Origin of the sequence: Methanosarcina barkeri MS (assembly GCF_000970025.1) — an archaeon.
GTDB lineage: Archaea > Halobacteriota > Methanosarcinia > Methanosarcinales > Methanosarcinaceae > Methanosarcina > Methanosarcina barkeri.
This window is the reverse complement of record NZ_CP009528.1, coordinates 96,606-120,409: the sequence shown is the minus strand read 5'-3', so window position 1 is coordinate 120,409 and position 23,804 is coordinate 96,606. Positions and strand designations below refer to the sequence as shown.

17 protein-coding genes are annotated in these 23,804 nt (G+C 41.9%); 8 read left to right on the top strand and 9 right to left on the bottom strand.

All coding sequences use genetic code 11. The features are described 5' to 3' along the window. Together gatA and gatB are read left to right on the top strand one after the other, a co-directional pair. Complete coding sequence (gatA, locus tag MSBRM_RS00590; protein WP_048120710.1) at positions 1-1,428, top strand: Asp-tRNA(Asn)/Glu-tRNA(Gln) amidotransferase subunit GatA; 1,428 nt, start codon at positions 1-3, stop codon at positions 1,426-1,428. Continuing rightward, complete coding sequence (gene gatB, locus MSBRM_RS00585; protein ID WP_048120711.1) at positions 1,429-2,916, top strand: Asp-tRNA(Asn)/Glu-tRNA(Gln) amidotransferase subunit GatB; 1,488 nt, start codon at positions 1,429-1,431, stop codon at positions 2,914-2,916. 433 nt (positions 2,917-3,349) lie between these two features. Here the strand turns inward: gatB and MSBRM_RS00580 are convergent, their stop codons facing one another. The 3 genes from MSBRM_RS00580 to MSBRM_RS00575 all read right to left on the bottom strand — a co-directional run bounded on the left by MSBRM_RS00580 (position 3,350) and on the right by MSBRM_RS00575 (position 6,481). Then, entirely contained in the window at positions 3,350-4,150 is an 801-nt protein-coding gene (locus tag MSBRM_RS00580; RefSeq protein ID WP_048154045.1) for a carbon-nitrogen hydrolase family protein, read from the bottom strand. A 625-nt stretch (positions 4,151-4,775) separates the two neighbouring features. Continuing rightward, positions 4,776-4,910 carry a hypothetical protein gene (locus tag MSBRM_RS21590; RefSeq protein ID WP_255361978.1) on the bottom strand — a complete coding sequence of 45 codons (135 nt, stop codon included), beginning with the start codon at positions 4,908-4,910 and terminating at the stop codon, positions 4,776-4,778. A 473-nt stretch (positions 4,911-5,383) separates the two neighbouring features. After that, entirely contained in the window at positions 5,384-6,481 is a 1,098-nt protein-coding gene (locus MSBRM_RS00575) for a hypothetical protein (protein ID WP_230668984.1), read from the bottom strand. 189 nt (positions 6,482-6,670) lie between these two features. Here MSBRM_RS00575 and MSBRM_RS00570 point away from each other — a divergent pair, with 189 nt between their 5' ends. From MSBRM_RS00570 to MSBRM_RS00550, 5 genes are all read left to right on the top strand, one after another. After that, the gene (locus MSBRM_RS00570) at positions 6,671-7,591 is read left to right on the top strand and encodes a restriction endonuclease (protein ID WP_048120713.1); all 921 of its coding nucleotides are present in this window, start codon (positions 6,671-6,673) and stop codon (positions 7,589-7,591) included. A 557-nt stretch (positions 7,592-8,148) separates the two neighbouring features. After that, on the top strand, positions 8,149-9,009 hold the full coding sequence (htpX, locus tag MSBRM_RS00565; RefSeq protein ID WP_048120714.1) for a zinc metalloprotease HtpX: 861 nt from the start codon (positions 8,149-8,151) through the stop codon (positions 9,007-9,009). Between the two features lie 479 nt (positions 9,010-9,488). Beyond that, complete coding sequence (locus MSBRM_RS00560) at positions 9,489-10,142, top strand: thymidylate synthase (protein ID WP_048120716.1); 654 nt, start codon at positions 9,489-9,491, stop codon at positions 10,140-10,142. Between the two features lie 260 nt (positions 10,143-10,402). Further along, positions 10,403-11,695 (top strand): 3-phosphoshikimate 1-carboxyvinyltransferase, encoded by a 1,293-nt coding sequence (aroA, locus tag MSBRM_RS00555; protein WP_048123356.1) that lies wholly within the window; start codon positions 10,403-10,405, stop codon positions 11,693-11,695. Between the two features lie 400 nt (positions 11,696-12,095). Then, complete coding sequence (locus MSBRM_RS00550; RefSeq protein ID WP_048120718.1) at positions 12,096-13,076, top strand: 50S ribosomal protein L11 methyltransferase; 981 nt, start codon at positions 12,096-12,098, stop codon at positions 13,074-13,076. Positions 13,077-13,354: 278 nt separating this feature from the next. Here the strand turns inward: MSBRM_RS00550 and mcrA are convergent, their stop codons facing one another. The 5 genes from mcrA to mcrB are packed head-to-tail and all read right to left on the bottom strand — an operon-like array spanning position 13,355 to position 18,297. After that, a complete protein-coding gene (mcrA, locus tag MSBRM_RS00545) occupies positions 13,355-15,067 on the bottom strand; it encodes a coenzyme-B sulfoethylthiotransferase subunit alpha (protein WP_048120720.1) in 1,713 nt (570 codons plus the stop codon). A 10-nt stretch (positions 15,068-15,077) separates the two neighbouring features. Continuing rightward, entirely contained in the window at positions 15,078-15,824 is a 747-nt protein-coding gene (gene mcrG / locus MSBRM_RS00540; protein ID WP_048120721.1) for a coenzyme-B sulfoethylthiotransferase subunit gamma, read from the bottom strand. Between the two features lies 1 nt (position 15,825). Beyond that, complete coding sequence (gene mcrC / locus MSBRM_RS00535; RefSeq protein ID WP_048120722.1) at positions 15,826-16,446, bottom strand: methyl-coenzyme M reductase I operon protein C; 621 nt, start codon at positions 16,444-16,446, stop codon at positions 15,826-15,828. A 6-nt stretch (positions 16,447-16,452) separates the two neighbouring features. Then, complete coding sequence (gene mcrD / locus MSBRM_RS00530; protein ID WP_048120724.1) at positions 16,453-16,968, bottom strand: methyl-coenzyme M reductase operon protein D; 516 nt, start codon at positions 16,966-16,968, stop codon at positions 16,453-16,455. Positions 16,969-16,992: 24 nt separating this feature from the next. Continuing rightward, a complete protein-coding gene (mcrB, locus tag MSBRM_RS00525; RefSeq protein WP_048120725.1) occupies positions 16,993-18,297 on the bottom strand; it encodes a coenzyme-B sulfoethylthiotransferase subunit beta in 1,305 nt (434 codons plus the stop codon). A 420-nt stretch (positions 18,298-18,717) separates the two neighbouring features. Here mcrB and mmp10 point away from each other — a divergent pair, with 420 nt between their 5' ends. Next, entirely contained in the window at positions 18,718-19,953 is a 1,236-nt protein-coding gene (gene mmp10, locus MSBRM_RS00520; RefSeq protein ID WP_048120727.1) for a methyl coenzyme M reductase-arginine methyltransferase Mmp10, read from the top strand. Positions 19,954-20,332: 379 nt separating this feature from the next. Here the strand turns inward: mmp10 and MSBRM_RS00515 are convergent, their stop codons facing one another. Beyond that, positions 20,333-23,773, bottom strand: a complete 3,441-nt coding sequence (locus MSBRM_RS00515; protein WP_048120729.1) for a DNA polymerase II large subunit — start codon at positions 23,771-23,773, stop codon at positions 20,333-20,335. Between the last annotated feature and the right edge of the window lie 31 nt (positions 23,774-23,804).

Sequence of the window (23,804 nt, the reverse complement as noted above, 5' to 3'; positions counted from 1 at the left end):
ATGGCAAAGTGGATGAGTGTTGCACAAGTAAAAGAGAAAATTAAGGAAAGCTCAGCCGAGGAAGTAACAGCTCAGTATCTCGAGACTATAGGAAAGAGCAAAGTTAATGGTTATATAACGGTCTCTGAAAAAGCTCTTGAGCAGGCGAAGAAAATTGATGCTGAGGGGCACGATGGCCCTCTTGCAGGTGTACCAATTGCAATAAAAGATAATATTTCCGTAGTTGGACTGCCAAACAGTTGCGGTTCTAAAATCCTTGAGAACTATGTTCCGCCATTCAATGCTCATGTTATTGAAAAGCTTCTCGCTGCAGGTGCCGTGATTCTAGGAAAGACCAACATGGATGAGTTTGCAATGGGTTCCTCTACGGAAACCAGCTATTTTGGACCGACTGCAAACCCCTGGGACCTTGAAAGAGTACCGGGTGGGTCTTCCGGTGGCAGTGCAGCAGTTGTTGCAGCAGGAGAAGCTCCTTTTGCCCTTGGTTCTGACACAGGAGGTTCTGTACGCTGCCCTGCAGCTTTCTGTGGGGTTGTTGGACTTAAACCGACATATGGATCCGTTTCCAGATATGGAGTAGTGGCTTATGCAAACTCTCTTGAACAGGTCGGACCTCTTGCAAACAATGTGACAGATATTGCAGTGCTGATGGATGTTATAGCCGGTTATGACCGTAAGGATTCCACTTCAATTGACAGTAAAACCGAATACCAGAAAGCTCTTATCGAAGATGTAAAAGGGCTTAAAATCGGGGTTCCAAAAGAGTTTTTCGGAGAAGGTATTCATCCAGATGTTGAAAAAGCCGTCTGGAACGCCATACACAAATGCGAAGATCTCGGAGCGTCCTGGGAAGAGGTTTCTATGCCTCATATAAAGTATGCTCTTGCTTCTTATTATATCATTGCAATGAGTGAAGCATCCTCAAACCTTGCAAGATTTGACGGAACACGTTATGGTTATAGAGCAAGCGGTGAAAACTGGCATGCTATGGTTTCAAAGACGAGAGCTGAGGGCTTTGGGACAGAAGTGAAAAGAAGAATTCTCCTGGGAACCTATGCCCTTTCAGCAGGATATCACGACAAGTATTATTTAAAAGCCCTGAAGGTCAGAACTCTTGTTAAGCAGGACTTTGACAAGGCTCTCTCAAAAGTTGATGTGCTTATGGCTCCAACTATGCCAAACCCTGCTTTTAAAATAGGAGAAAAGATTGAAGATCCTCTTACCCTTTATCTCTCGGATGTGAATACCTGCCCGATCAATCTTGCAGGCGTACCCTCACTTTCCGTGCCCTGCGGTTTCACTGACGGTCTTCCAATAGGGCTTCAGATAATGGGCAAGCCATTTGATGAGCCTGCTGTGCTGCGTGCAGCATATACTTTCGAGCAAAATACTGATTATCACACAAAGAGACCTCCGGAGGTGGCATAAATGGTTTATGAAAATCCTGACGGAGTACGAATCGGGCTTGAGATCCATATCCAGCTTAATAAACTTAAGACCAAGATGTTTTGCGGCTGCTCTACAGACTACCACAATGCAGCCCCAAACACTCACACCTGTCCAATCTGTCTGGGCCTTCCGGGAACACTTCCGGTTCTTAACAAAAAAGTAGTAGAAGCTGCAATTAAAGTAGGGCTTGCCCTTGAAGGAGAGATTGCAGAAGAGACACAGTTCCACAGGAAGAACTATTTCTATCCTGATCTTCCCAAAGGTTTTCAGATTACGCAGTATGATTTCCCAATTGTAAGCAATGGAAAAGTCGTAATTGAAGGAGAAGACGGAGAACATGTGGTAGGGATTACAAGAGCCCACATGGAAGAAGACCCAGGCAAACTTGTGCACATCGGAAGTATAGAGAATTCAAAAGGTGTCCTTATTGATTATAACAGATCAGGCGTGCCTCTGATTGAGACTGTTACAGAACCTGATATGCGCAGCCCCAAAGAAGCTAGAAGGTTCCTTGATAAGTTCAGGAATATCCTTGAGTATCTGGATGTTTTTGACGGCAACCTTGAAGGAGCAATGCGTGTGGATGCAAACGTTTCAGTCCACTGGGGTACCCGTGTTGAGGTTAAGAACATCTCCTCGCATAAAGGAGTTGAAAAAGCTCTTCTCTATGAGATTATGCGCCAGAAGAATGTAATCCGGCGTGGAGGAAAAGTCTCACAGGAGACTCGACATTACGACGAAGGCAGGGGCGTAACGCTTTCAATGCGGACAAAAGAAGAAGCTGAAGACTATCGTTACTTCCGCGAACCCGACCTTATGCCTATGCGCATTACCGATTGGATTCCTGCAATTAAGGAGACTCTACCTGAACTTCCGGACGCAAAACGTGCTCGCTTCATAGAGCAGTACGGAATTACGGATATGCATGCAAAGTCTCTTACGTCAAAGATTATGCTCGCCGACTTCTATGAAAACGTCTGTGCAAAAGGAGTTGATCCAAAGATTGCAGCTACCTGGACGGCTGATGTCTTCCTTGGAGAATTAAATTACCGTGACCTTGAAATCTCTTCTTATGACGGGGAGAAAATAGGTTTTATCCACGCAAAAGACCCAGGGATAAAGAATTCCATTAAGGTTTCAGATATGGTAGAACTGGTTAACCTTTTTGCCGAAGGTAAAATCAGTGACAGGGCTGCCGTTGAAGTCATTCGAACTATGCTGGATGCTGCGGAGGAAAAGACCCCGTCCCAGATTATCGAAGAAAAGGGCCTTTTCAAAGCCGAAGACGACCTGGTGACTAAAGCAATTGCTGAAACAATCGCCGAAAATGAAGCTGCAGTACAGGACTATCTTGGAGGCACGGAGAAATCCCTGAACTTCCTTGTGGGACAGGTCATGAAAAAGACAAAAGGTACGGCAGACGCAAAAACTGCACGCGAACTGATAATTAAAGAACTGAAAGGGTAACCCTAGAGGGTTCACCTTTTTATTACATTTTAGTTTAGTTTGCATTTATTAATAAAGTATTCAGTTGTTTTCAGAAACTGGGATTATTCTAACTCTTATTCTAACTCTTATTCTAACTCTTATTCTAAGATTCTAACTCTTATTCTAACTCTTATTCTAACTCTTATTCTAAGATTCTAACTCTTATTCTAAGATTCTAACTCTTATTCTAAGATTCTAACTCTTATTCTAAGATTCTAACTCTTATTCTAAGATTCTAACTCTTATTCTAAGATTCTAACTCTTATTCTAACTCTTATTCTAACTCTTATTCTAAGATTCTAACTCTTATTCTAACTCTTATTCTAACTCTTATTCTAAGATTCTAACTCTTAATTCCAATATATTCTTTAAAATGGGTTCTTTTCTAAATGCGTATTAACTCAATCCTGAATTAATAAATCTCAGGCCTCCGATCTTCGATGATGGAACCAGTTTGCCTGATCTCTTTTATCTTTTCAAGATCAATTTCCCCTATTAGAGCACACTCTTCACTTCCGGCTTCTGCCAGAATACGACCCCATCCGTCGGCAATAAAAGATCTGCCAGGATAAGTTGAGAACCTATCGTTTCCCGCTCTGTTACAGGCGATATGTGGCAGTTGGTTTTCAATTGCTCGAGAAAGGGACATAATACGCCATGGATAGATATAAAAATCAGGCATATCTGAAGCCGAAACCAGAAGATCTGCTCCTTCGAGAGCAAGTTTCCGGGAAACTTCCGGATACCGGATTTCGTTACATACCATAAGCCCCATGGAGAGGTCATACTTTTTCAGCCGAATAGGATGTATATCTTCTCCAAGTGCAAAATATTCTTTCTCAAGACCGTAAAGCTGAGTTTTTCGGTGGATACCAACTAGCTTTCCGGACTCAATGCAGAACCCCAGGTTGAACTGAGGAGGGATGTTCATTTCACTGTTGAATTCTGCACCTACTCTTTGTTCTATCATCGAGCCTGCAAGGATACATTCGTATTCCTTTGAAAAATCACATAAGGCTCCAATGGTAGGACCTGAAGCAGTTTCAGCTACTTCAGCTATGTGGTCATAACAGAAACCAGTAGAGAAAACTTCCGGAAATGCAAGTAATTCAGCTTCTTTCGAAACCGCTTCTTCTGCCAGGGAGAGGGCACGCTCAAGATTTTCCTTTTTTGAGCAAAGGGAGATATTCATCTGGATACAGGCAGCTTTCATGGTTGTCACTCTTTCATTGCACGAAGTATAAGTTATTTTACTTCATAAAGTTACTCCATTTCATAGTTAGATGGAGTTCCAGTACAAGCTGAAAGAAACCTGAAAAGAAACCAAATAAGGCTTTACAGGCGAAGTATATGAAAGAATGTTAAAGAAGGACTGTTAAAGAAAGACTGCTAAAGAAGGACTGTTAATGAAGATTGCTAAGAGAGATTACTAGAAAGAAACAGTGGGAAATTTCAACCGGAAAAGACAGAAGAGAACAGGCAAATCGGATATATCAGTAAATTATTCAATCTGTTTTTCTGGTCTCGTTGACTAAGCATCCTCGTTTTTTAAGTAAATTAGCTTATGGAGGAAATCAATATTAGTTAGAACTTCTCCGGCTTTTTACAGATTTGTACAGGGATTGGAGGTTTTGCTGATTTATGGGAGTCGTTTTTGTTTGGTTTTTAAAGGGTGTTCTACTGGAGGCTTTTTTTGAATTTTTTCATGATCTAACAGATCGAGACTTTTATAGGGTTAATAAAGGGATCAAAACTTTTTAAGGTATTATTACAGATTGTTTCCGAAAAGTTTTTTGGCCTGCCCAACCACGTGTCTTTTTCCGGTTTATTTCTAGAATTCAGATTTTTGTTGATCGGACAACCCCGAGGCTTTCCATAATTTCCATTTCCGCTGGAGTGATAAACATGCCGTTGCTTAACAAAAACCCATGCAAAACGGGTTTGAGAGAAGTCTCCTGGGTTGCGTCTTTCATTTCTGAAACTCCTTTTGTTTGGTTGTAGTCCATTATTTGAGACATAAACTACGGAAATAGATTACCGTGTTGTAATATAAATAAGTTTCTGTTACATGAAGTAAAATTAGTTTAGAAAAGTTAATAGCCTGTTAGATAACATATATCTCCAATCCTTGAGAAAGACACCAAAACCAACAAGAAAAACACTTTCATTTCCAGTCAAACTTCATTTAACCAAAAATTTTTTAACCGTTTTTCAGAACAAAATTGGTTCTTCGCTACTTCGAGTGGGTAACTTACATTTAGTTCCAAAATGTTGAAGTCACATATATCAAATATATAACCAGTTGTTGCTGAAAATCACATTCAAGCTTGATATTTTACTATCTGGTCTGAATACCTTCTAACTAAGCAATTATTTTCAATCCATAAAAAACAGTGAAGAGTTGTTTAATCCTAAATTCTATTCTAACCTGCCTCAACCTTACAGTTTAATCTTCTCCAAACTCGCAGTCAACTCTCTTTTTCCTCTCAAACTCATTCTTCACTTCAGCCGAAACTCTGTTAAAAGGACATCCAAAATAGATACAACGGCAACACTCATACCTCCATATCGTTAACAAGAAAATCGAAATAGAAACAAGGTAAGCACCCAATAGAAACGGTTCTTTCAAAAGCCAGGGAACAGGAAAGAGAAGCACAACCAGAAACCCAAGAATAGTAACGGCAAGATCGAATTTTCCCGGAGGATACGGCCTGGATCTGAAATGCTTCGGCCAACCCCAATTCATCATGCATCTCACTTTTTTTTCACTCATTACATAGTAAGGGCAATGGGTGCAGAAAAAACGCTGTTCCAAGACATAAAAATGAAAGAAAACTAAGAAAATATAGGCAAGTACCCACCCTGTTGAGTAAATACCAATTGCAAGTCCCGCCAAAAATAGAAGAAATAAGGTTACGAAGTACCAGTAGAGAAAGTCCTTAAATTCATGTTGTATTTTAAGTGAAGAATATCTGTTTGAGCCTGATATCCGAAATTCATTTCCAGAAAGATCAAAGTTATCTGAGAGATTACCTCTATTTTTAAAATTTTTTTGTATTTTTGCTGGCACCCGATTCATAGGACACTCAAAGTTAATACACTTTACACACTCATATCGATGGGCTGTCAGAAAGAACAGTACCCATGCAACAATATAAGCTCCTAGAAGTAGATGGTCACTGATAAGCCAGTAAACCGGAAAAAGGAATACGGGCAAAGCCCCAAGAACAGTAATAATCTTTTCAAAAAGACTGAGAGGTCCGGGACGATCTTTAAAAATTTTTGGTACTCCAGAAAGCATCATGCACTTTACCCAGCCTTTGCTCTGGATATAGTAAAAACAATGAGTACATGCGAACCTGAATTCGATAACCAGGAAGAAAAAAAGGGCTATTCCTATGTAAACCGCTACCCATTTAATCGAATCCCTAATGATTGCGATTGAACCGATCAGGAAAGGTATCACGTTTAAGAAATTCCAGTAGAGACGGTCTTTAATAGAATGTTCCGTTTTGAGAGGAAGAGAAATGCCTGAAGAGGACATGAGAAGTTTTTGGGAAAGGAAAAGGTATAAAGGTTTGGATTTTACGATGTTTACTGGAAAGCAACCTTTTGTGGAAGAGTAATTTTTGAAATAGAATCAAGATTACGTGAAAAGATACAAAATGATAAACTATAAAAAGACACATACTCAAAGTTCTAAGTAGGACTAACATATTTTTTGAGTGATCTAATGGCAGTTCCAGATTATCAATCCTTAATGCTTCCTTTGCTTAAATATGCAGGAGATGGAGAAGAGCATAAAATTCGCAATGCTATTGAGCATCTTGCAGAAGAGTTAAGATTAAGCGAAGAAGAAAGAAGAGAACTTTTGCCAAGTGGCCAGCAAGCTGTATTTAATAACCGAATTGGATGGGCATGTACTTACCTGAAAAAAGCTGGCTTGCTTGATTCTGGAAGAAAAGGATATTTTTCCATTACCCAGAGAGGCCTGTATGTCCTTAAAGAAAATCCTGCATCTATTGATGTTAATTTTTTGAAACAATACAAAGAATTTAATGCTTTTTATAACAGAGACAAGCCTACTTTAATCGATAAATCAGAAATTCCAAAAATAGAAAGGAAAAAAGACCTGGATCCTGAAGAGTTCCTTGAAATAGCATATCAGGAGCTGCACAACGAACTCGTTTCAGAAGTTATCTCTATCATAAAAAAATGTTCAGCCAGCTTCTTTGAATCACTTGTTGTTGATATTTTGACAAAAATGGGATATGGAGGCTCAAGAGCAGATGCAGGAAAAGCAGTTGGTAGAAGTCACGATGGTGGGATCGATGGAATCATAAAGGAAGATAGGCTTGGACTTGATGTAATTTATATTCAGGCAAAACGCTGGGAAGGTACCGTCCCAAGACCTGAAATCCAGAAATTTGCAGGTGCTCTGATAGGAAAGAAAGCAAAGAAAGGAGTCTTTATAACAACCTCTACTTTTTCAAGAGAAGCTATTGAATATGCCAATTTCACAGGGAACATTGTGTTGATTAATGGAGAAACACTTGCAAGACTAATGATTGAGTATGATGTGGGAGTTTCAAAAGTAAAGTCTTACGATGTTAAAAAGATTGACACTGATTATTTTGACAATGGATTAAAGTAACTATATTTTTATTTTTTTATTTGGTTACTGAATAAGTCCATCCCAAAACTAATTTTACCTCAAATTAGTAAAGTTTCAAAACTATTTTTGTGATCAAAAAACAATTGATTATTCGGAATATGGGATTCAAATAAGTAATTTTGAGTTTTGGAACCAGTTATTCAATAAATACATATACTTGAAGCCACAATAATAGTTAGAAATCGAACTAAAAGAGTGAAACATGCAAATGTAAATATATCAAAAAAGAGATACTAGTTATTAATGTAAACTTTGATGGGGGAGATTCCAGAAGAAAATATAATTTTTTGAATGAGATTTCCCAATTTGAGAATAAAGTTGCCTTTTAAGAGAATTTTAAATTGATTTAGGATAAATAAGGAAATCGAAATAACACAAATGTATTAACCTGCGCTTGCAGGAGAAAAGATATATATCTATATTCAGGTGATATAAAACCGATTCTAATCTGCTTAATTTATAAAAATAAGTTTAGAAATTAGAATCAAAGACCGAAAACCCAGACATTAGCCTGGGAGGACGTCGTGTGATAAGTCATGAAGAACATGCTTAAAACTACAATTTTGCTTGCCACCCTTACAGGCCTCATGGTTCTGATAGGAAGCCACTGGGGTACGGGCGGAATGATTATTGCGTTCCTGTTTGCAATAATTATGAATCTTGGAAGTTACTGGTACAGCGACAAAATAGTACTCAAAATGTACAGGGCAAAGGAAGTTTCACCTGCGGAAGCTCCGAACCTGCACAGGATCGTCGATGGACTGGCTATGAAAGCAGGAATCCCAAAGCCCAAAGTGTATATCGTAGAATCCGGAATGCCAAATGCCTTTGCAACCGGAAGAAACCCAGAGCATGCGGCTGTGGCTGCTACAACAGGAATACTTCAGCTACTATCTTATGAAGAAATGGAAGGCGTGCTGGCACACGAGCTTGCACATGTGAAGAACAGAGACACCCTGATAAGTGCCATAGCTGCAACCCTTGCAGGTGTTATCACAATGCTTGCTCACTGGGCACAATGGGCTGCAATTTTCAGCGGCTTCGGCGGCAGTAGAGATGATGATAATGGAGGAATCATAGGCCTCATCGCGATGGCAATTCTAGCGCCTATCGCTGCAACTTTGATTCAGCTTGCAATCTCAAGGTCAAGAGAATATGCAGCTGATGCAGAAGGAGCCAGCATATCCAGAAAACCCTGGGCTCTTGCCAGTGCCCTTGAAAAACTCGAATATGGGAACTCTCACTACAGTCCGAGAGTTTCAGACGTGCAGGCAAAGGAAAGCAGCGCCCACATGTTTATTGTTAATCCATTAAAAGGAGGAGCAATCCAGTCTCTCTTTAGCACTCACCCAGCAACCGATGAAAGGGTAAGGCGCCTTAGGGCAATGAGGGTCTGAGAATATTTCTCAGACCTTTATTTTTAATTCTTTTATCCAGGATTTTTTTAGTTTTCCAAGTGTTTAATTTTGATCCATTTATTCAGAGATTGTTTTATCCGGATTTTAATTCAGTTTATATCCAACTGCTTATTTTTCTTTAAATTTTATTTGATCTCTTTTCCGTATTTTTTGTCCGGAATTTTCATATCCTTTTTTTGCCCGATATTTTTTTAAATCGTGCATGATATATGCTATCAATATACATAGTGAGATTTTAAGTTATATTTTAGAGAAAGAACTTATAAAAGAAAGTGGTGAGTAAAGAAAAAAGAATAAATAACTACCTATGTAGAATATTGTACCATATTTAGCTATGGGAAAATGTATCCGAAAAATCCCAAAAATTAGAGACATTGGTCAAAGTGCCGGATTTGAGATATTTCGGATCAGGATATCAATTGTGCATACCCTATCTTGATTTTATCGGGGAATTTTCAATGGAAGACAGATTTGAAATTGGCAGAATTGTCAGGGCAAAAACGATCTCTGATGCATGGTATCGCGGGCTTAACATTATCCAAAATCACGGACAGGTTATTACGGATGAAAGAGGAAGCCAGATCAGGGAATTTATGGACTTGATGATCATAATTGAAAATCCCTACACTGACAGAATCCCGCATGAGACTGCCTGGAATGAAGAAAGACTTGAAGAGTATGCAAAACAACTGATCTCAGGGGAAAATACACAGGACTTTGAATACACATACGGGCAGCGCCTTCGGGACTGGAATGGAAAGGTAGATCAGATAGATTATGTGATCGAAAAGCTGCAGAAAAATCCTACTTCCAGACGAGCAATCGCAGTTACCTGGATTCCTCCGGTAGATACAAAAGTTAATGAAGTCCCCTGTATGATGCTCGACGACTTTAAAATAAGAGATGGAGAGATACACCTCACAACTCTCTTCAGAAGCCACGACTTTGGGGGAGCCTATCCGGCAAACCTCTATGGGCTCTCGAAACTCCTAAAGTATGTGGCTGATAGGGTGGGAACAGAACCCGGAACAATCACAACTATCAGTATCTCAGCACATATCTATGAGCACGACTGGGATATGGTAGAGAACATCGTAAAAGGGGTGAACTGAGTTTTAAACTAAGTTCTAAACTAAGTTCTAAGTTCTAAACTAAGTTCTAAGTTCTAAAATGAGTTTTAAACTAAGTTCTAAGTTCTAAAATGAGTTCTAAAATGAGTTTTAAACTAAGTTTTAAACTAAGTTATGAATCATACTCGAAATATTCAATTTTGTTGTTATTAGCAGCGTTGTAAAAAAGTTATTCAGAAGCTAGAAGTAAGCACCTGAATCTCATGAAAAATCCAATAAGAAACAGAAGAGATCTGGTACACATGCGTGTTTCTATTGACAAATCCTCGATCAAAGGGAAAGTCTTTGCTCCACCTTCAAAAAGTTACACTCACAGAGCTGTAACTCTGGCAGCTCTTTCAAAAGAATCAACCGTCAGGCGTCCCCTGATTTCAGCTGATACTCTTGCCACGGTCCGGGCTTCCGAGATGTTTGGGGCCTCGGTTGAGAGGAACGAAGACAGGCTTATTATTCACGGAATTAATGGAAAACCAAATGTCCCTGATGACATAATTGATGCTGCAAATTCGGGGACAACTCTTCGATTTATGACTGCAGTAGCAGCACTTACTGATGGGATTACAGTGCTTACCGGAGACACCTCCCTTCGTACCCGGCCAAACGGGCCTCTTCTTGAAGTTCTCAATCAATTGGGAGTAAAAGCCTGCTCCACTCGAGGAAACGAGAGAGCTCCACTTGTCGTTAAAGGCGGACTTAAAGGACAAGATGTGAGTATTGACGGTTCTATCAGTTCTCAGTTTATCTCGGCTCTTTTAATAACCTGCCCGCTTGCCGAAAACAGTACCACCCTTTCTATTACAGGAAAACTTAAGTCACGACCTTATGTGGACGTAACCCTTGAAATGCTTGAACTTGCAGGCATTAAAGTTCATGTAGATGACAGTAATGGTACCAGATTCATAATCCCGGGAAAACAGAAGTATGATTTCAAAGATTATACTGTTCCCGGAGACTTTTCCTCTGCATCCTACCTCCTTGCAGCCGCAGCTATGATAAGCGGATCTGAGGTTACAGTCAAAAACCTCTTTCCTTCAAAACAGGGAGATAAGGTAATCATTGAAATCCTGAGACAGATGGGAGCAGATATTACCTGGGATAAAAAAGCAGGCAATGTGACCGTCAGGGGAGGAAGACAATTAAAAGCTACAACTTTTGACGCCGGGGCAACCCCTGACCTTGTCCCTACCGTTGCTGTCCTGGCCGCAGTTGCTGAAGGGACTAGCAGGATTGTAAATGCCGAGCATGTCAGATATAAGGAAACGGACCGCTTGCAAGCCCTTGCAACCGAACTTCCGAAGCTTGGGGTAGACCTAAAAGAAGAAAGAGATAGTCTGACCATTACCGGCGGAAAACTGCATGGAGCATCAGTGCATGGCTGGGATGACCATAGAATAGTTATGGCTCTTTCAATAGCAGGAATGTTTGCAGGAAATACAACAGTTGACACAACAGAAGCTGTATCGATTTCTTACCCGGACTTCTTTAAAGATATGCGCAGCCTTGGAGCAAAAATTGAGGATATTTCGGAAGAATAAATTGAAAATACAATAAAGATTTCTAAGTGCAGATTAGAAGAAGATTAGAAGAAGATTAGAAGAAGATTAGATGAAGACCAGATGCAGATTTAATATAAGTTTGATAACTGATAGTAAAAGGTATCCTCAGAATTTAAATGTTTTCTTGTTAATATATTCTTATTAACGTTTTCTTTTTAATACATTCTTTTTAATAATTATTGATATTTTTTAATATGTTTTAATATGTTTTAATGTATTTTAATGTGTTTTAATGTGTTTTAATATGTTTTGATATTTTCTTTTTGATTGACCTCCAATAGGTCAAAAAATCAGTTTCTTCCTAAGTGAATCCAAAGTGAAACCCAGGAATGATAAGAAATGACATAGTACTTATACAAAATATTCCATATTTGAGTATATGGAAATGAGGTGTAGGTGTGGAGATACTTGCATAAGGCCTATTTCGGAAGCGCTAAAAGACATTGAGTTATTCTATAAACCATGCAAAGATTGCAAAACAGAAAAAATAAAGAAATTCTCTCCTCTAGCAGAACAAATTAACTTAGATGAAATAGATAACGATTTTGGAAGTTGTAAATGCGGTAAGAGGCATCTTGATATTGTAATGTCTCACGTGCTAAAAATAATGATCAATGAAGGAATAAAAGACAAAAAAGCTAATTTAAGGAACTCATGTATACCTCTTGTGACTCCTGGTTATCTAACTGATTCTGTTCCCTATTTACCTAAGGGTTCTTTAGTAATATTATCTGATAAAGTGGATAAAAAATGTGCTGAAAGAATTATAACGGAAGTTAGGGAAGTTAGAGGAGTTTTAAAGGGAGATATAAGAAAAACTGTGGGTATAAAAGATTCGGATTCAAATCCTCATGTATATGAACTTCTTGCTGGATGCGATCTGAGATGTGATATTGTACAGACTCCTTATGGTGCTTTAGGAATATACAAATATCAGCGTGAAATTCACATAGAGTTCCCACAGGTAAAATCGCCCAAAATAGAGATACTTGAAAAAGCTTTGAAAGATTATGATAAGCCTACTGTTCTTGATTGTACATGTGGCCCTGGGACTTTAGGAATCGCATGCCTTAAAGCCAACGCGCAAAAAGTTGTTTTCAATGACATATGGAGCCCTGCAATAGAAATTACTTTGATTAATTTAGAAGCTAATGGGTTTCCAGTCAAATTTTCAGGTAGTGAAAAAGGATTAATAGCATCTGGAGACAAATTTGAAGTTTATAATATGGATGTAAGAGAATTAACGAATTATTTAGATGAAAAATTTGATATTTGTATTATAGACACATTTCCTGGTGTGGATACAATAGAATTTGTTGAAGCTGGAGAAAAATTAGGCAAAAAAGTTGTTGTGGTTTGAGGGAGAATTATATGAGCTTATAACGGTAGAAATATTGTTTGATAGCCCTATCAATAAAAGGTGGAAACCATTATCCAATGCTTGAATTTGTAACCCTCGTAGCTGACAATCCCTTTTTTTAGCCGGAATATCCATTATATCAGTAAAACAATGAAAAAGACCTTTTTTCCTCAAGAAATCATAATTCCGGAAAAACAGTAAAGAAAAACCAGTATAGAAAAAAAGACAAAAAGTAGACCTTCTGGCCTACTCTGTTTTAGTATGTTCATTTATTGAGTTTACTTTGCTGGAATGACGAGGGATCTCTCACCAGCAGGCACGAACTCTCTCATGGCACCGCGGCCGAACTCTCTCCTGGGCTCAGCGAAGTTGAAGGGCAGGAGGTCGTCAGCGAAGCAGACCTTGATGAGTGGGTTGACGGTGAATGCGTCTCCGCGACCTGAGTGGGCTGCCTGAGCGATACCTGCGTATCCACCCTGGTGACCGACGTTCATTGCATAGTTGGGGTAGTTTGGACCACGGAGTTCGTCTGGGAGACCTTCGTCGCCCTGGTAGGACAGAACATTTGTGGCACCACACTGATCCTGCAGGTCGAAACCGAAGAATCCGAGTCTGCCCCATGCTTCCTTGTGCAGGTACATGGAGAGGTACCAGCCAGATAGACCGGCGTTTGCGTTTGCGGTTGCAAGTGAGCAGGCAACACCGGCTGCGGCTGCGAGCACAGTTGCTCTCTGGGATCCACCGAAGTGGTCTTCAAGGGCAGTTGGGAACTTCTCGTAGGTCTCGATACCGTAGAGTGTGGACTCGGTTGCGATGTCCTTTACGACGTCGAGGCTTGCCTTTACCTTGTTGTCCTTGCCGACGTTTGCAGCGCCATTGTACTTGTCGTTGATGTAGTCAACGTCGTAGTACACGTTGTTGTCAAGGATATCATCAGTGTATGCAGCTGTTGCATACTGTGTGAATCCGACACCACCGGACATGTAAGATCCGAGCCAGATCTGGTCGTAGAGCATACAGCCTGCACCGACGACTTCAAGAGCGATCTTTGCTGGGTCTTTGGAGACACGGCTTGTCTGGATGATATCTGACAGGTGACCGAAGGAAAGTCCACCGGGCTCGTTAGGTCCACGTGCACGCCTTGCTGGGAGCATTTCACCCATGGAAACAGCAGCTGCGTGTTTTGCAGCAAAGGAAAGGTCAGCGACGGCTGCTTCACCAGCACACATTGCGTATGCGGAGATGAAAGACATACCGATCTGCATGGCTGCCCACCTTGTGGTCTGAGCACCATCTGTTGTTCTGGAGACAATTGTTGGGATGTGGATTGCCTGCCAGGATGTCTTGCCGATGGAAGCCTTAATCTGAGCTGCCTGTTCTTCTGAGAACTCCTTGTTGATGTCAATAAGGTACTGCTTGTCGATTTCGTCTGCAAGGGCGTCGTCACCTGTGAAGACTTTCACGTAACAATCGTCAACAAGAGCAGGGTGGGTTTCGACCATCATTTCCTGAACCACTGCTGCACCGGGCATGGCGTGGTTAAGGACTTCAAGGTAGTGGTTGATGGTTTCAGGAGTGACTTCCTTACCCAGCCTCTTCTCAAGGGTCTCGTGAGCCATGTCAAGACCGACAACACAGGTCCTCCTGATGTCATCCCACATCTGCTGCATTGCAGCGTTGTTGACGTAGTGCAGGTCATCAGGCTCTGCAACAATGTCAGTGCCGGAGATGGTGTAAGGAGTAATTGCACGCTGACCAAGAGGAGCACCGGAGTGCATCATTGGGTTGTAGAATGAAATACCTCTCTTCTCAGCAATTTCCTTACCGGCTTTAATCATTTCGACCTTTCTGGGGTCCTGCTCAGGGCCTAACCTCAGGAACTTTTCAGTCTTGCCGGTGATGTCACCACCAGTCTGCTTGTTTGCACCAAATTCCTGTGCGAACTTGACTTCCATATCCTTTTTAAATTTTGAGAAAATGTCTGCTGCCATTGTGGTCACCTCATTTTGGCTGGAAACCGAATTTTGTCCTCTGATCGAATATCCTGTGTACCCATTCAACGACTTCTTTGTCGTCTCTGAAGGCTACGTTGTCCACACGGTAAATGGTAGTCCTCTTTGCAGCTTCTTCACTGGACATTGGCTTGCCGAGATCTACTTTCCTGTCGAGTGGGATTGCAACCTGATCCTTGTCCATTATGATAGTACCGTTTTCAAGTCTTCTCCTGTCGAGCATGTCGAACATTACACCGTCTTCCTGGAGACGGACAGAGTGACCGTGCACAGTTGCACCACGCACACCTGCGAGTGCATGGTCAGTGATTTCGGTTTCCATCTGAACCTTTGCGCACTGTTCCATATCCCTTTCACGGGCTTCAACGATCTGACGGCCTGAAAGGGTACCTGGGTCTACACCTCTGAAGTTGATTGCTGCAAAATAGGATCTGAAATATGGGGTTGCAGGCGCGTTGTACATTGAGTCAGCAAACTGAATGTACCTTACTCTGTCTCCTGCTGCTGCACCGGGTGTAGGTACAACGTTTTCACGGGTCGAACATGCAGGCTCTCCCATCTCTGCAAGTGGTGGGTGGGTGCTTGGATAGTCGCTTCCTGGGGCACGGTGCCCGAGAACTGCGGTTAAGTCTTCGTCTGAAATTTCCCTGAGTTTCTCAAGTTTTCCAGACATGTGTTTTCTTCTGTTAGCGGCAACTGATGTTGCGCCTGGATAAAATTGTCTTTCGTAAGCCATCTCATGCAACTCCTTTATGATCTTCTAACTGGTCTAATGTAGTCTTGACGTATTTAATGATAAGATTTAGTTTGTCCCTGGGACAGGAATCACCGCGTGTAACTCCACTCACCATATTCATCACAATTCCTTTTGTACGAATATTTTCATCCCTTGGCATTACCAATCTCGTCTTTATCCCTGCCTCTGCAAAATCCTCAAAATCTACCGGGATCTGGCTGACTACAATCGCCGGAATATTAGCCTGGCTCAGGATTTCCCTGGTCTTTCTAACCACATGATCCTTGATATTTCCGAGGTGAATCACGGCCAGCTTGTGCATTTCAATCTGTGCTACTTCTACCGGACTCAGTACAAAAGACCCGGTTCTCATACCTGATTCAGGAATTCCGGAACCAGAGTATAGTACCAGCACACTGACCTGAATGTTTTCTTTCCTCATGCCGTATGTGATCTCACATACCGGCCTTGTAATATGTCTCTGGCCGGGACTCATGGCAATAGCTACTACCTCAGCACGGCCGGCTTCCGAAAGAGTACCTCGCTGGGCAAGCCCTCCTCCTTTACCAAGTCCTGCACCGCATCGGCAATCAACTACCTGCGTTTCCCGATCAATCATCATACGTTTTCACTCATCTTTGTCCTTTGTCTCTTCTTGTTCACCTTGTTTCTCGATAAAGATGAGCTGGTCTGTCTTGGCTTTAGGATCTACCATACCAAGCAACCGAGGATCTGTTTCAGGACCAAGTTTAGCATAGTCAGTTACAGTAGGCTTTTTCCTGAGGAAATGCCCTTCCCTGAATTCAAAGGGAAATGGAAGCAATTTTTCGCAAACTTCCCTGATCTGTTCTTTAGCTTCGGCGTTTGAAAGTTCAACCCTGATCCTGCCCACACAGACCTTCAATTCGATAACCTGATCTCCAATCTGAATAGGTTTTCTCAGTGGATGTTCCACTTTTTCCCCAGTACCGGGGCCGGCAGACACCCTATCAGGCAGCCTGTTGCCCTGCACCATGACGCGGATTACCCCGTCCACCTTGTAGATTTCGCCCATGAGCTTCTGAGCCGTTTCAGGGGACAGGATTCTACTGGGAAAAATTTCGATTTGAATAGAATCTTCCGTATTTGAAGCAGAGTCTGACATCTTTAGACCTTTTGAGTTATATGCTTAGAGCACTCCTGCAACTGCCTTAATCGGCTCGCGGAATTCTGGTATTGCACCAAACACGTCACCTATCAGGCCGGATGTTGATTCGATTGAGAACATCTGGGTACCTGCATCAAGAGCGACTGCTGCGCATACACAGGGGATTGCGAATCCTCTGGAGTGTCTGGTAACGACGTGGTTACCGTTGAAGACACCAGGCCCACCGCCACCATAGATGGAGTGGCTGAAGAATGAGAACCCTACCGCGGTACCTTCTACTTTACCGTAGTCACATCCTGGGAGACCAGTTTCCTTCTCAAGGATATCATTGAAGTAGAGAAGTGTTGAGGAAACGTTCTGAGCTGCACGGCCTGCACCACAGTTCACGAGAGTGGCTGCAAGGGTACCGACTGCTGCACAGGCATTCCACTTGGGGACGTCGTTTGCTTTATAGAAGTTGTATCCAGAGGGAGCGGTCTTGTCAACGGAGATAATACCAGCTTCAATTGCCCTGCGGACAACGGATTCGATAACGGTTCCAATGGTTCCATCCTTACCGTTTTCCTTAACAATGTCGTATAAGAGATTGTTGGCGTTGAGACCCTGGTATGCAAGACCGAGGAGCTGATGCCTCTCGAACATACCGACTGCTCCACCCATCTCGAAGATACCAGACTGCTCGTAGATGGAAGAGAGAGCTGATGCGTTCATTGCATTCCTGTTGGAGATTGCTGCAACGTGGTTGGCCATAATGTTCCTGAGGGAGAAGCCAAGACCTTCATTGTTCTGAGGGATGCTGAGAATACCCTGAACCTGACCGCCCATGAGATCCATTGTCTGTGGGTAGCTTCCCCAGACAGCTGCTTTTACGATAGGAGCATCATAAGGATCGGTTCCAAACATGTCCATAATAGTCTGGGTGACTGCTGCTGCACCAACTGTTGTTGCGGACATGAAGTCGGCACCTGCAATAATCCTGGATTTTGGGGACTGGATCAAGAGGCTCTTTCCGCCTTTGACTTTGATGACATTGGTATCGTCGCCTTCATCGACCTGGACGAGTTTTTTAACATTTTCTGCAATTGCATCAGCATTGCCTACAATGTCATAGTTAAGTCCGCGGCCTAAGATCTGACGGCCCTTTCCGCCCATCTTGCCACTGGCAAGTGCACCCTGAATACCTGCGAGGTTGACTGCAACTGACCTCTTAGTGTCCATGATGATCGATTGAATTGCTGCGTTTCTTGTTGGAGCAAGGCTCATAATGTCGACATTGCTCTCGAGCAGTTTTCCTCTGTCGTCGTAGATGTCTACTGTGTCAGACACTTTAATTTCCTCCTTAATTTATTAAAATCATTTTGGGACTGGTCACCTACTCGAGTGCTTTTGCACTCAATAAATCAAGTACCGCTTTGTTTTTAAGTGTCCACTATTCCCAATGAAATCTCATTCGTTTAGAAGGTACTTAAATCTTTTGTGTTCTCCGATAAATTAATTTATGTGTTTTTTTTAAAATATATTTTATTAATTTGTAATCTATTTTTGTAGAAATATATAAGAAAACAGTATCAATCGAAAAATGAATTTTCAATGTACTTAAAGCCTGTTAAAAATATACTAAATTACTTAATAAAAATATTGCGCAGGAAAATGACAAAATAGTATTAAATTTATGAATATGTTGTTTTACACCTGAGAGTCATACCAAAAAGAATTAGTAATATCTTAGTAATACGAAAGTTTAATATGGAAGTAGTTGTCGACGTAGGCGGAAATCCAGGAGTAGATTGTAGAGGCTTTTGCAAATATTGTTATTTCAAAAAGGTTAAAGACGTTCAGCCTCTGGGCTGCAAGTATTGTCTCCCTTTCAAAAAGGGATGTGACTACTGCACACGCAGTGTAAAGGAATCATATTCAGGTTTCAAGCCTCTTCAGATAGTACTGGAGGAAACTTCAAGAAAACTCTATTTCGCAAGTGGAGAGATTAAAAAATTCACTATTAGCGGAGGAGGCGATTTAAGCTGTTATCCTGAACTGAAAGATCTTGTCTCTTTTTTATCTCAGTTCAAGATCCCCATACACCTTGGGTACACAAGCGGAAAAGGTTTCAACAAGCCTGATGATGCTCTTTTCTATATAGACCATGGAGTCACAGAGGTAAGTTTTACCGTCTTTGCGACTGATCCGGTTTTAAGAGCTGAATACATGAAAGATCCGGAACCCGAAGCGTCTATACAGGTTCTACGGGACTTCTGTGCTCATTGTGATGTATACGGAGCGATGGTTATCATTCCTGGAGTAAATGACAGAGAGATCCTTGATAAAACCCTCAATGATCTTGAAACTATGGGTATAAAAGGAGCTATTCTAATGAGATTTGCAAACTTTACGGAAAATGGACTTATCCTGAATAACTCCCCTATTATTCCGGGCATAATCCCACAAAACATCCAGGAATTCACAGAGCTGGTACGTAATTCTGCATCAAAGCACCCTTCTATGAGGATCACAGGAACCCCGCTTGAAGATCCCTTAATTGGCTCTCCTTTTGCTATCAGGAATGTACCCGAAGCTCTCGAAAAACTTCCAAGGACAACAAAAAGAGCTACTGTTATTACAGGCCAGATAGCAGCCCCAAGAATGAGGGAAATCTTTGAAGCTCTTGGAGGTTCCGTGAATGTTGTTTCCCCAAAAAAAGACATTGGATGCCTCATTACTATTGAAGATATCAAAAATATGGACCTCTCTGAAGTCAGCGAGACTGTTTTTATCCCGGGTAGGGCTTTTGTTCATGATATGGAAGTTAAAGAGGCCTTAAAAAGAGATGGAGTTGACAGGCTTATTCGCAGGGGTCCGGAACTTCTCTCCGTAGACGGCGAAATGTCGATAGGCATGAACAAAGAAGAAGTTCTGGAACTGGAAATTAAAAACTTTACCGAACTTATAGGGCAGATTAATGCCCTCGGGCTACCTATAAAATAAACCAGGTTATATCAAACCCAGCCTTAATCTGAGTAAAAAAAGGTGGAAATTATTAAAAAAATGATTATGTAGAAGATACAGATAATCAAACAGATAGTATATAAATAGGCCTATAATTATATAAATACGTGAAAAATATATAGAAAAATAATAAACTTTAAGAGAGTAGATTTTTCCCTATAAGAAACAGTCAAAACTTGAAAAGAATCTCTTTTCGAAAGGAGGATAGGACTGTTTGCAGTAAAATAAGAGATCTGGTTAATAATAAGAGATCTGGTTAATAAATACTTCTGTGTTTTAGGGCTCTCAAACTGCCCTGCCTCCTTTCAGACAACCAGAATAATTTATTTTAAATTTTAATATCTCGTGCCATTCCTCCTCAGCGCGCAGATCCAGACATGAAATCTGAAAGTCCCAGTTGTTTAACCCTGTGATTTTCGAATAGAGAACATATATCTTTATCCAAAAGTTCAATTCTCTGTTGGGTATAGCTAGAAACTCCGTACCGTTCCCCAATTTCTTTTGAGATTTCAAGATATTTACGAACAGCTCCCTCGTGTACGGTCAGTACTACATTACCTCCGCACTTAGGGCAGACTCCAGTTAACGGAGGGCGCCTGAACTTTGCTCCACACTTTATACAGCGCATCCGCTGCCTAGAAAAGGCACGGAGATTTCCTAGCAGATCAGGAAGGAAATGAGACTTGAGCACTCTTTCAGCTACATCAGGAGCATCTACTGCCCTTATTTTGTTAGCAAGTGAAAGTTGAGCCTCCATTTTTTCTATCATGCTCCCAAGAGTCTTATACGAAGAATTGAGAGGACCTGCAGCAATATCAGAAGTATCATGTGTGAACATAAAATGCTCGTATTGTTCCGGAGTTCCAAGTCGACTACTCACCAGATCCATAATACCTTCAAGCTCTGTAGGATTTTTGATCTCCTGAGTAGCCCTGTAAAACTCCAGAGGGTATCTTGCAGGCACATCTATATTATGTGCCTCCTTATCCACTTCTTTAGGATCGATTCTCGTAGTAAGTACAAGAGGAGCATCCATTTTCCCACCTCTTTTCTCTGGGAGATAAGCCCTTGAGAAATTAAGGATTCCATCCATGAGTAACATTATGCAATCTTCGTCTCCATCACAGTTCCTGCGTTTTGAAGCGTGAAAAAAGGGATGAGCATAGCCGACTGAAGCTCTCGTAAATCCTATTAAACGCCCCAGTACGCCTGCGGAGGTATGTGGAGCAAGCCCTATGAGCAGTACGCCTACAAGATCCTGAATTGTTTTGGCATTGTAATAGGGTTCAACTCCATAATATTTCACAAGCAGGTCATCCACATATTGTGCGGTACGCAGCATATACCCGCCCCCGTCATAAGAAATCACAAGATCCTGAACCTTCAGGCAGACGATTTGATCATCTCTTTCGAGGGGATTTCCGTAAATGTCTTCCACATAACCGAGTTCCCGGAGTTTAGCTGCGGTTATTCCGATTTCATCAGCCCTGATATGTGTAAGAGGGATATCTGACATATCATAGCGGACAGTCCCATCCTTAAAAATATAGACATCATGTTTTGCCCTCAAGATTCCCTTTTCCAGGGGTTCGGGGGTCATCTGCCCGTTCATGAGCCGTTTTACACCTTTAATGAGGTCCATTTTCTCTCTTTCCCCTACATTCTCAAAAGCCTGCTTGTATATAGAACGGAAATCCAGTTTGACATTTGCAACAGAAGTTAGCTTTCTACCGCATTTAGGGCAGGTCTCAGAGTTTCGAACCTCAATTTTACAGCGAGGACAGAAGAGTTTGGGACGGGTATACTCTCCGCAATCACAGCGCCAGAAATAAGTCTCTTTCCCACAGGCAGGACACTCTCTGATTCCCATCTCCACTTCAATTTCGCCTATTTTCCCATTCATGGAGGCCGAATAATTTGAAGCGGCTACAAGATTCCGCGTAAGTCCTCCAGCATTACCTATAGGAAAAAGAACCTGAGCTGCAGGAGACATCTTTCTCAGGTTAGATTTTTCCGGTCTTCCCATCCTTGCTCCTATTCTCGAGGGAGCCCTCGGAAGAACTTTAAATCCACTTAAAAGAGCCGCAGCATTTACCATGTTATCGGTATCAGGCATCTGGGCTTTCTCTTTCAGATGGCAGTCAAGCCCAAGACAGAGAATAAAAGGAAGAGCTTCTTTAATCAGGATTGTGCCAGCTTTTACCCTGTGAAGTACAAGGAGTTTTTCAAGTATGAGTTTGACACCATTCTCCATACAGGCTTTCAGGGGCAACCTGAGAATTTCGTCTTCAACCGAGAAATTTCCTTTCTCGATCACGAATTCCCTTAAAGCCTCAAATTCAGTTCGATTTATGTCATGCCATAAATACGTAAACTTCGGATGTAGAGGGACATCGTATTCCTCCGCAAGCCTGAGAGCCAGAACCGACGAAGGATCTTTCAACTCGTCTTCAGGTATCTTCTCAGAACAAGCTGCTTCATAGTCGTAACGCCACCATTCAAAAACGTAAGGCGAAGGCATGAGAGGATGGTTGTTTTCCAGGAAATCCCCATAATTAATCAGGATCTCTCCAATATCTACTATTACCTCGACCTGCGGGCGAAGCTCATAAGCTTCCTTTATATCATCTATACGAACAAGGTCTCCGGAATAAAGGCGCACGGTTGGCCCTTCAATTGAGTCTACAGCAGACATAGCTGCAGCCTTTCCAGGCCTTTCAACCTTGAGCTGAGTCCCATTAGTAATAAAATCATCAAGCAGAACCATAGTAGACGGATTGATCCCGGCAGCCGCAAAAGAAGTATTTCTGGACCGCCCGTAGCGGAGCCTGAACCCTCCTGGCCTTGAAGGATGGGAGAAAACCGGCCTGCCTGCAATCAGGTCTCTTATGTACTTATCCTTCGGCTTGATCTTATTTTTCTTCTCATCTTCTTCATCGCCTCCGGTTTTTGCACCTCCTATGAGGATATCCAGCCAGTCCCATCCGTCCATATGCAATTTATTAACGTGTTTCTTGACTTTGGGGGCTTTAAGGGCGAGCCCTTCGGCAAGTACAAGGCACATTCCCCCTCTGATACGGTTTGTCCCAATCCTTTCGAGATCCCTATGCCCCTCAACCTCAGCTTCTTCGGTTGGGTCTCCGTCAATACAGACAGGGCAATTCTTGACTATCAGGCGGATCTCGTCTTCCGAGGGCATATACTGCAAGCTTGCGACTCTTTTATAAAGAACGACCTCTTCTACATAACGCTCTACTTCCTCAGGCCTTGGCTTATAGCGGTCAATTCCTATCCCACGCCTTACGTAATCGCCAACGAGCACAGAAAGAGCCTGGGCTGTTCCACCTGCACTTCGGATAGGCCCGGAATAAAAAATTCGGATATACTCGGAACCATCGTCGTTCTTTCCCAGTTCGACCTTATTAATCCCTTCAATCGGGGCCGCAACCACTCCTTCTGTAATGACGGCCATGGAAACCCGGATTGCAGCTTCAACTGCATCCTTTTTTGTTGCGAAGTTTCCCACTTCTCCTTCTGCGACCTGACGCCCTATTTCGAGAGCACATTCTTCTCTTGACATTTTTTCTTCAAGCGCCCGAATCTTTGCAGCTACTCCTTCTACTCCTATAAGGTTCTCAACCCTATCCGCAAGATCTTTGGCAAGAGGAATTTCTACAACGGGCTTTGGGTCACCTCCACGAGCTCGAGCCGTATTTGCAATCTTAATAGCCTCTTTGAGCCTTGCTTCGAGTTCGTCAAAATATTCGTGCATTTCCTTACTTGCAATTGTTTCACCCATTAAAAAGCCCCTTTAAAAAAGAAAAATTGGT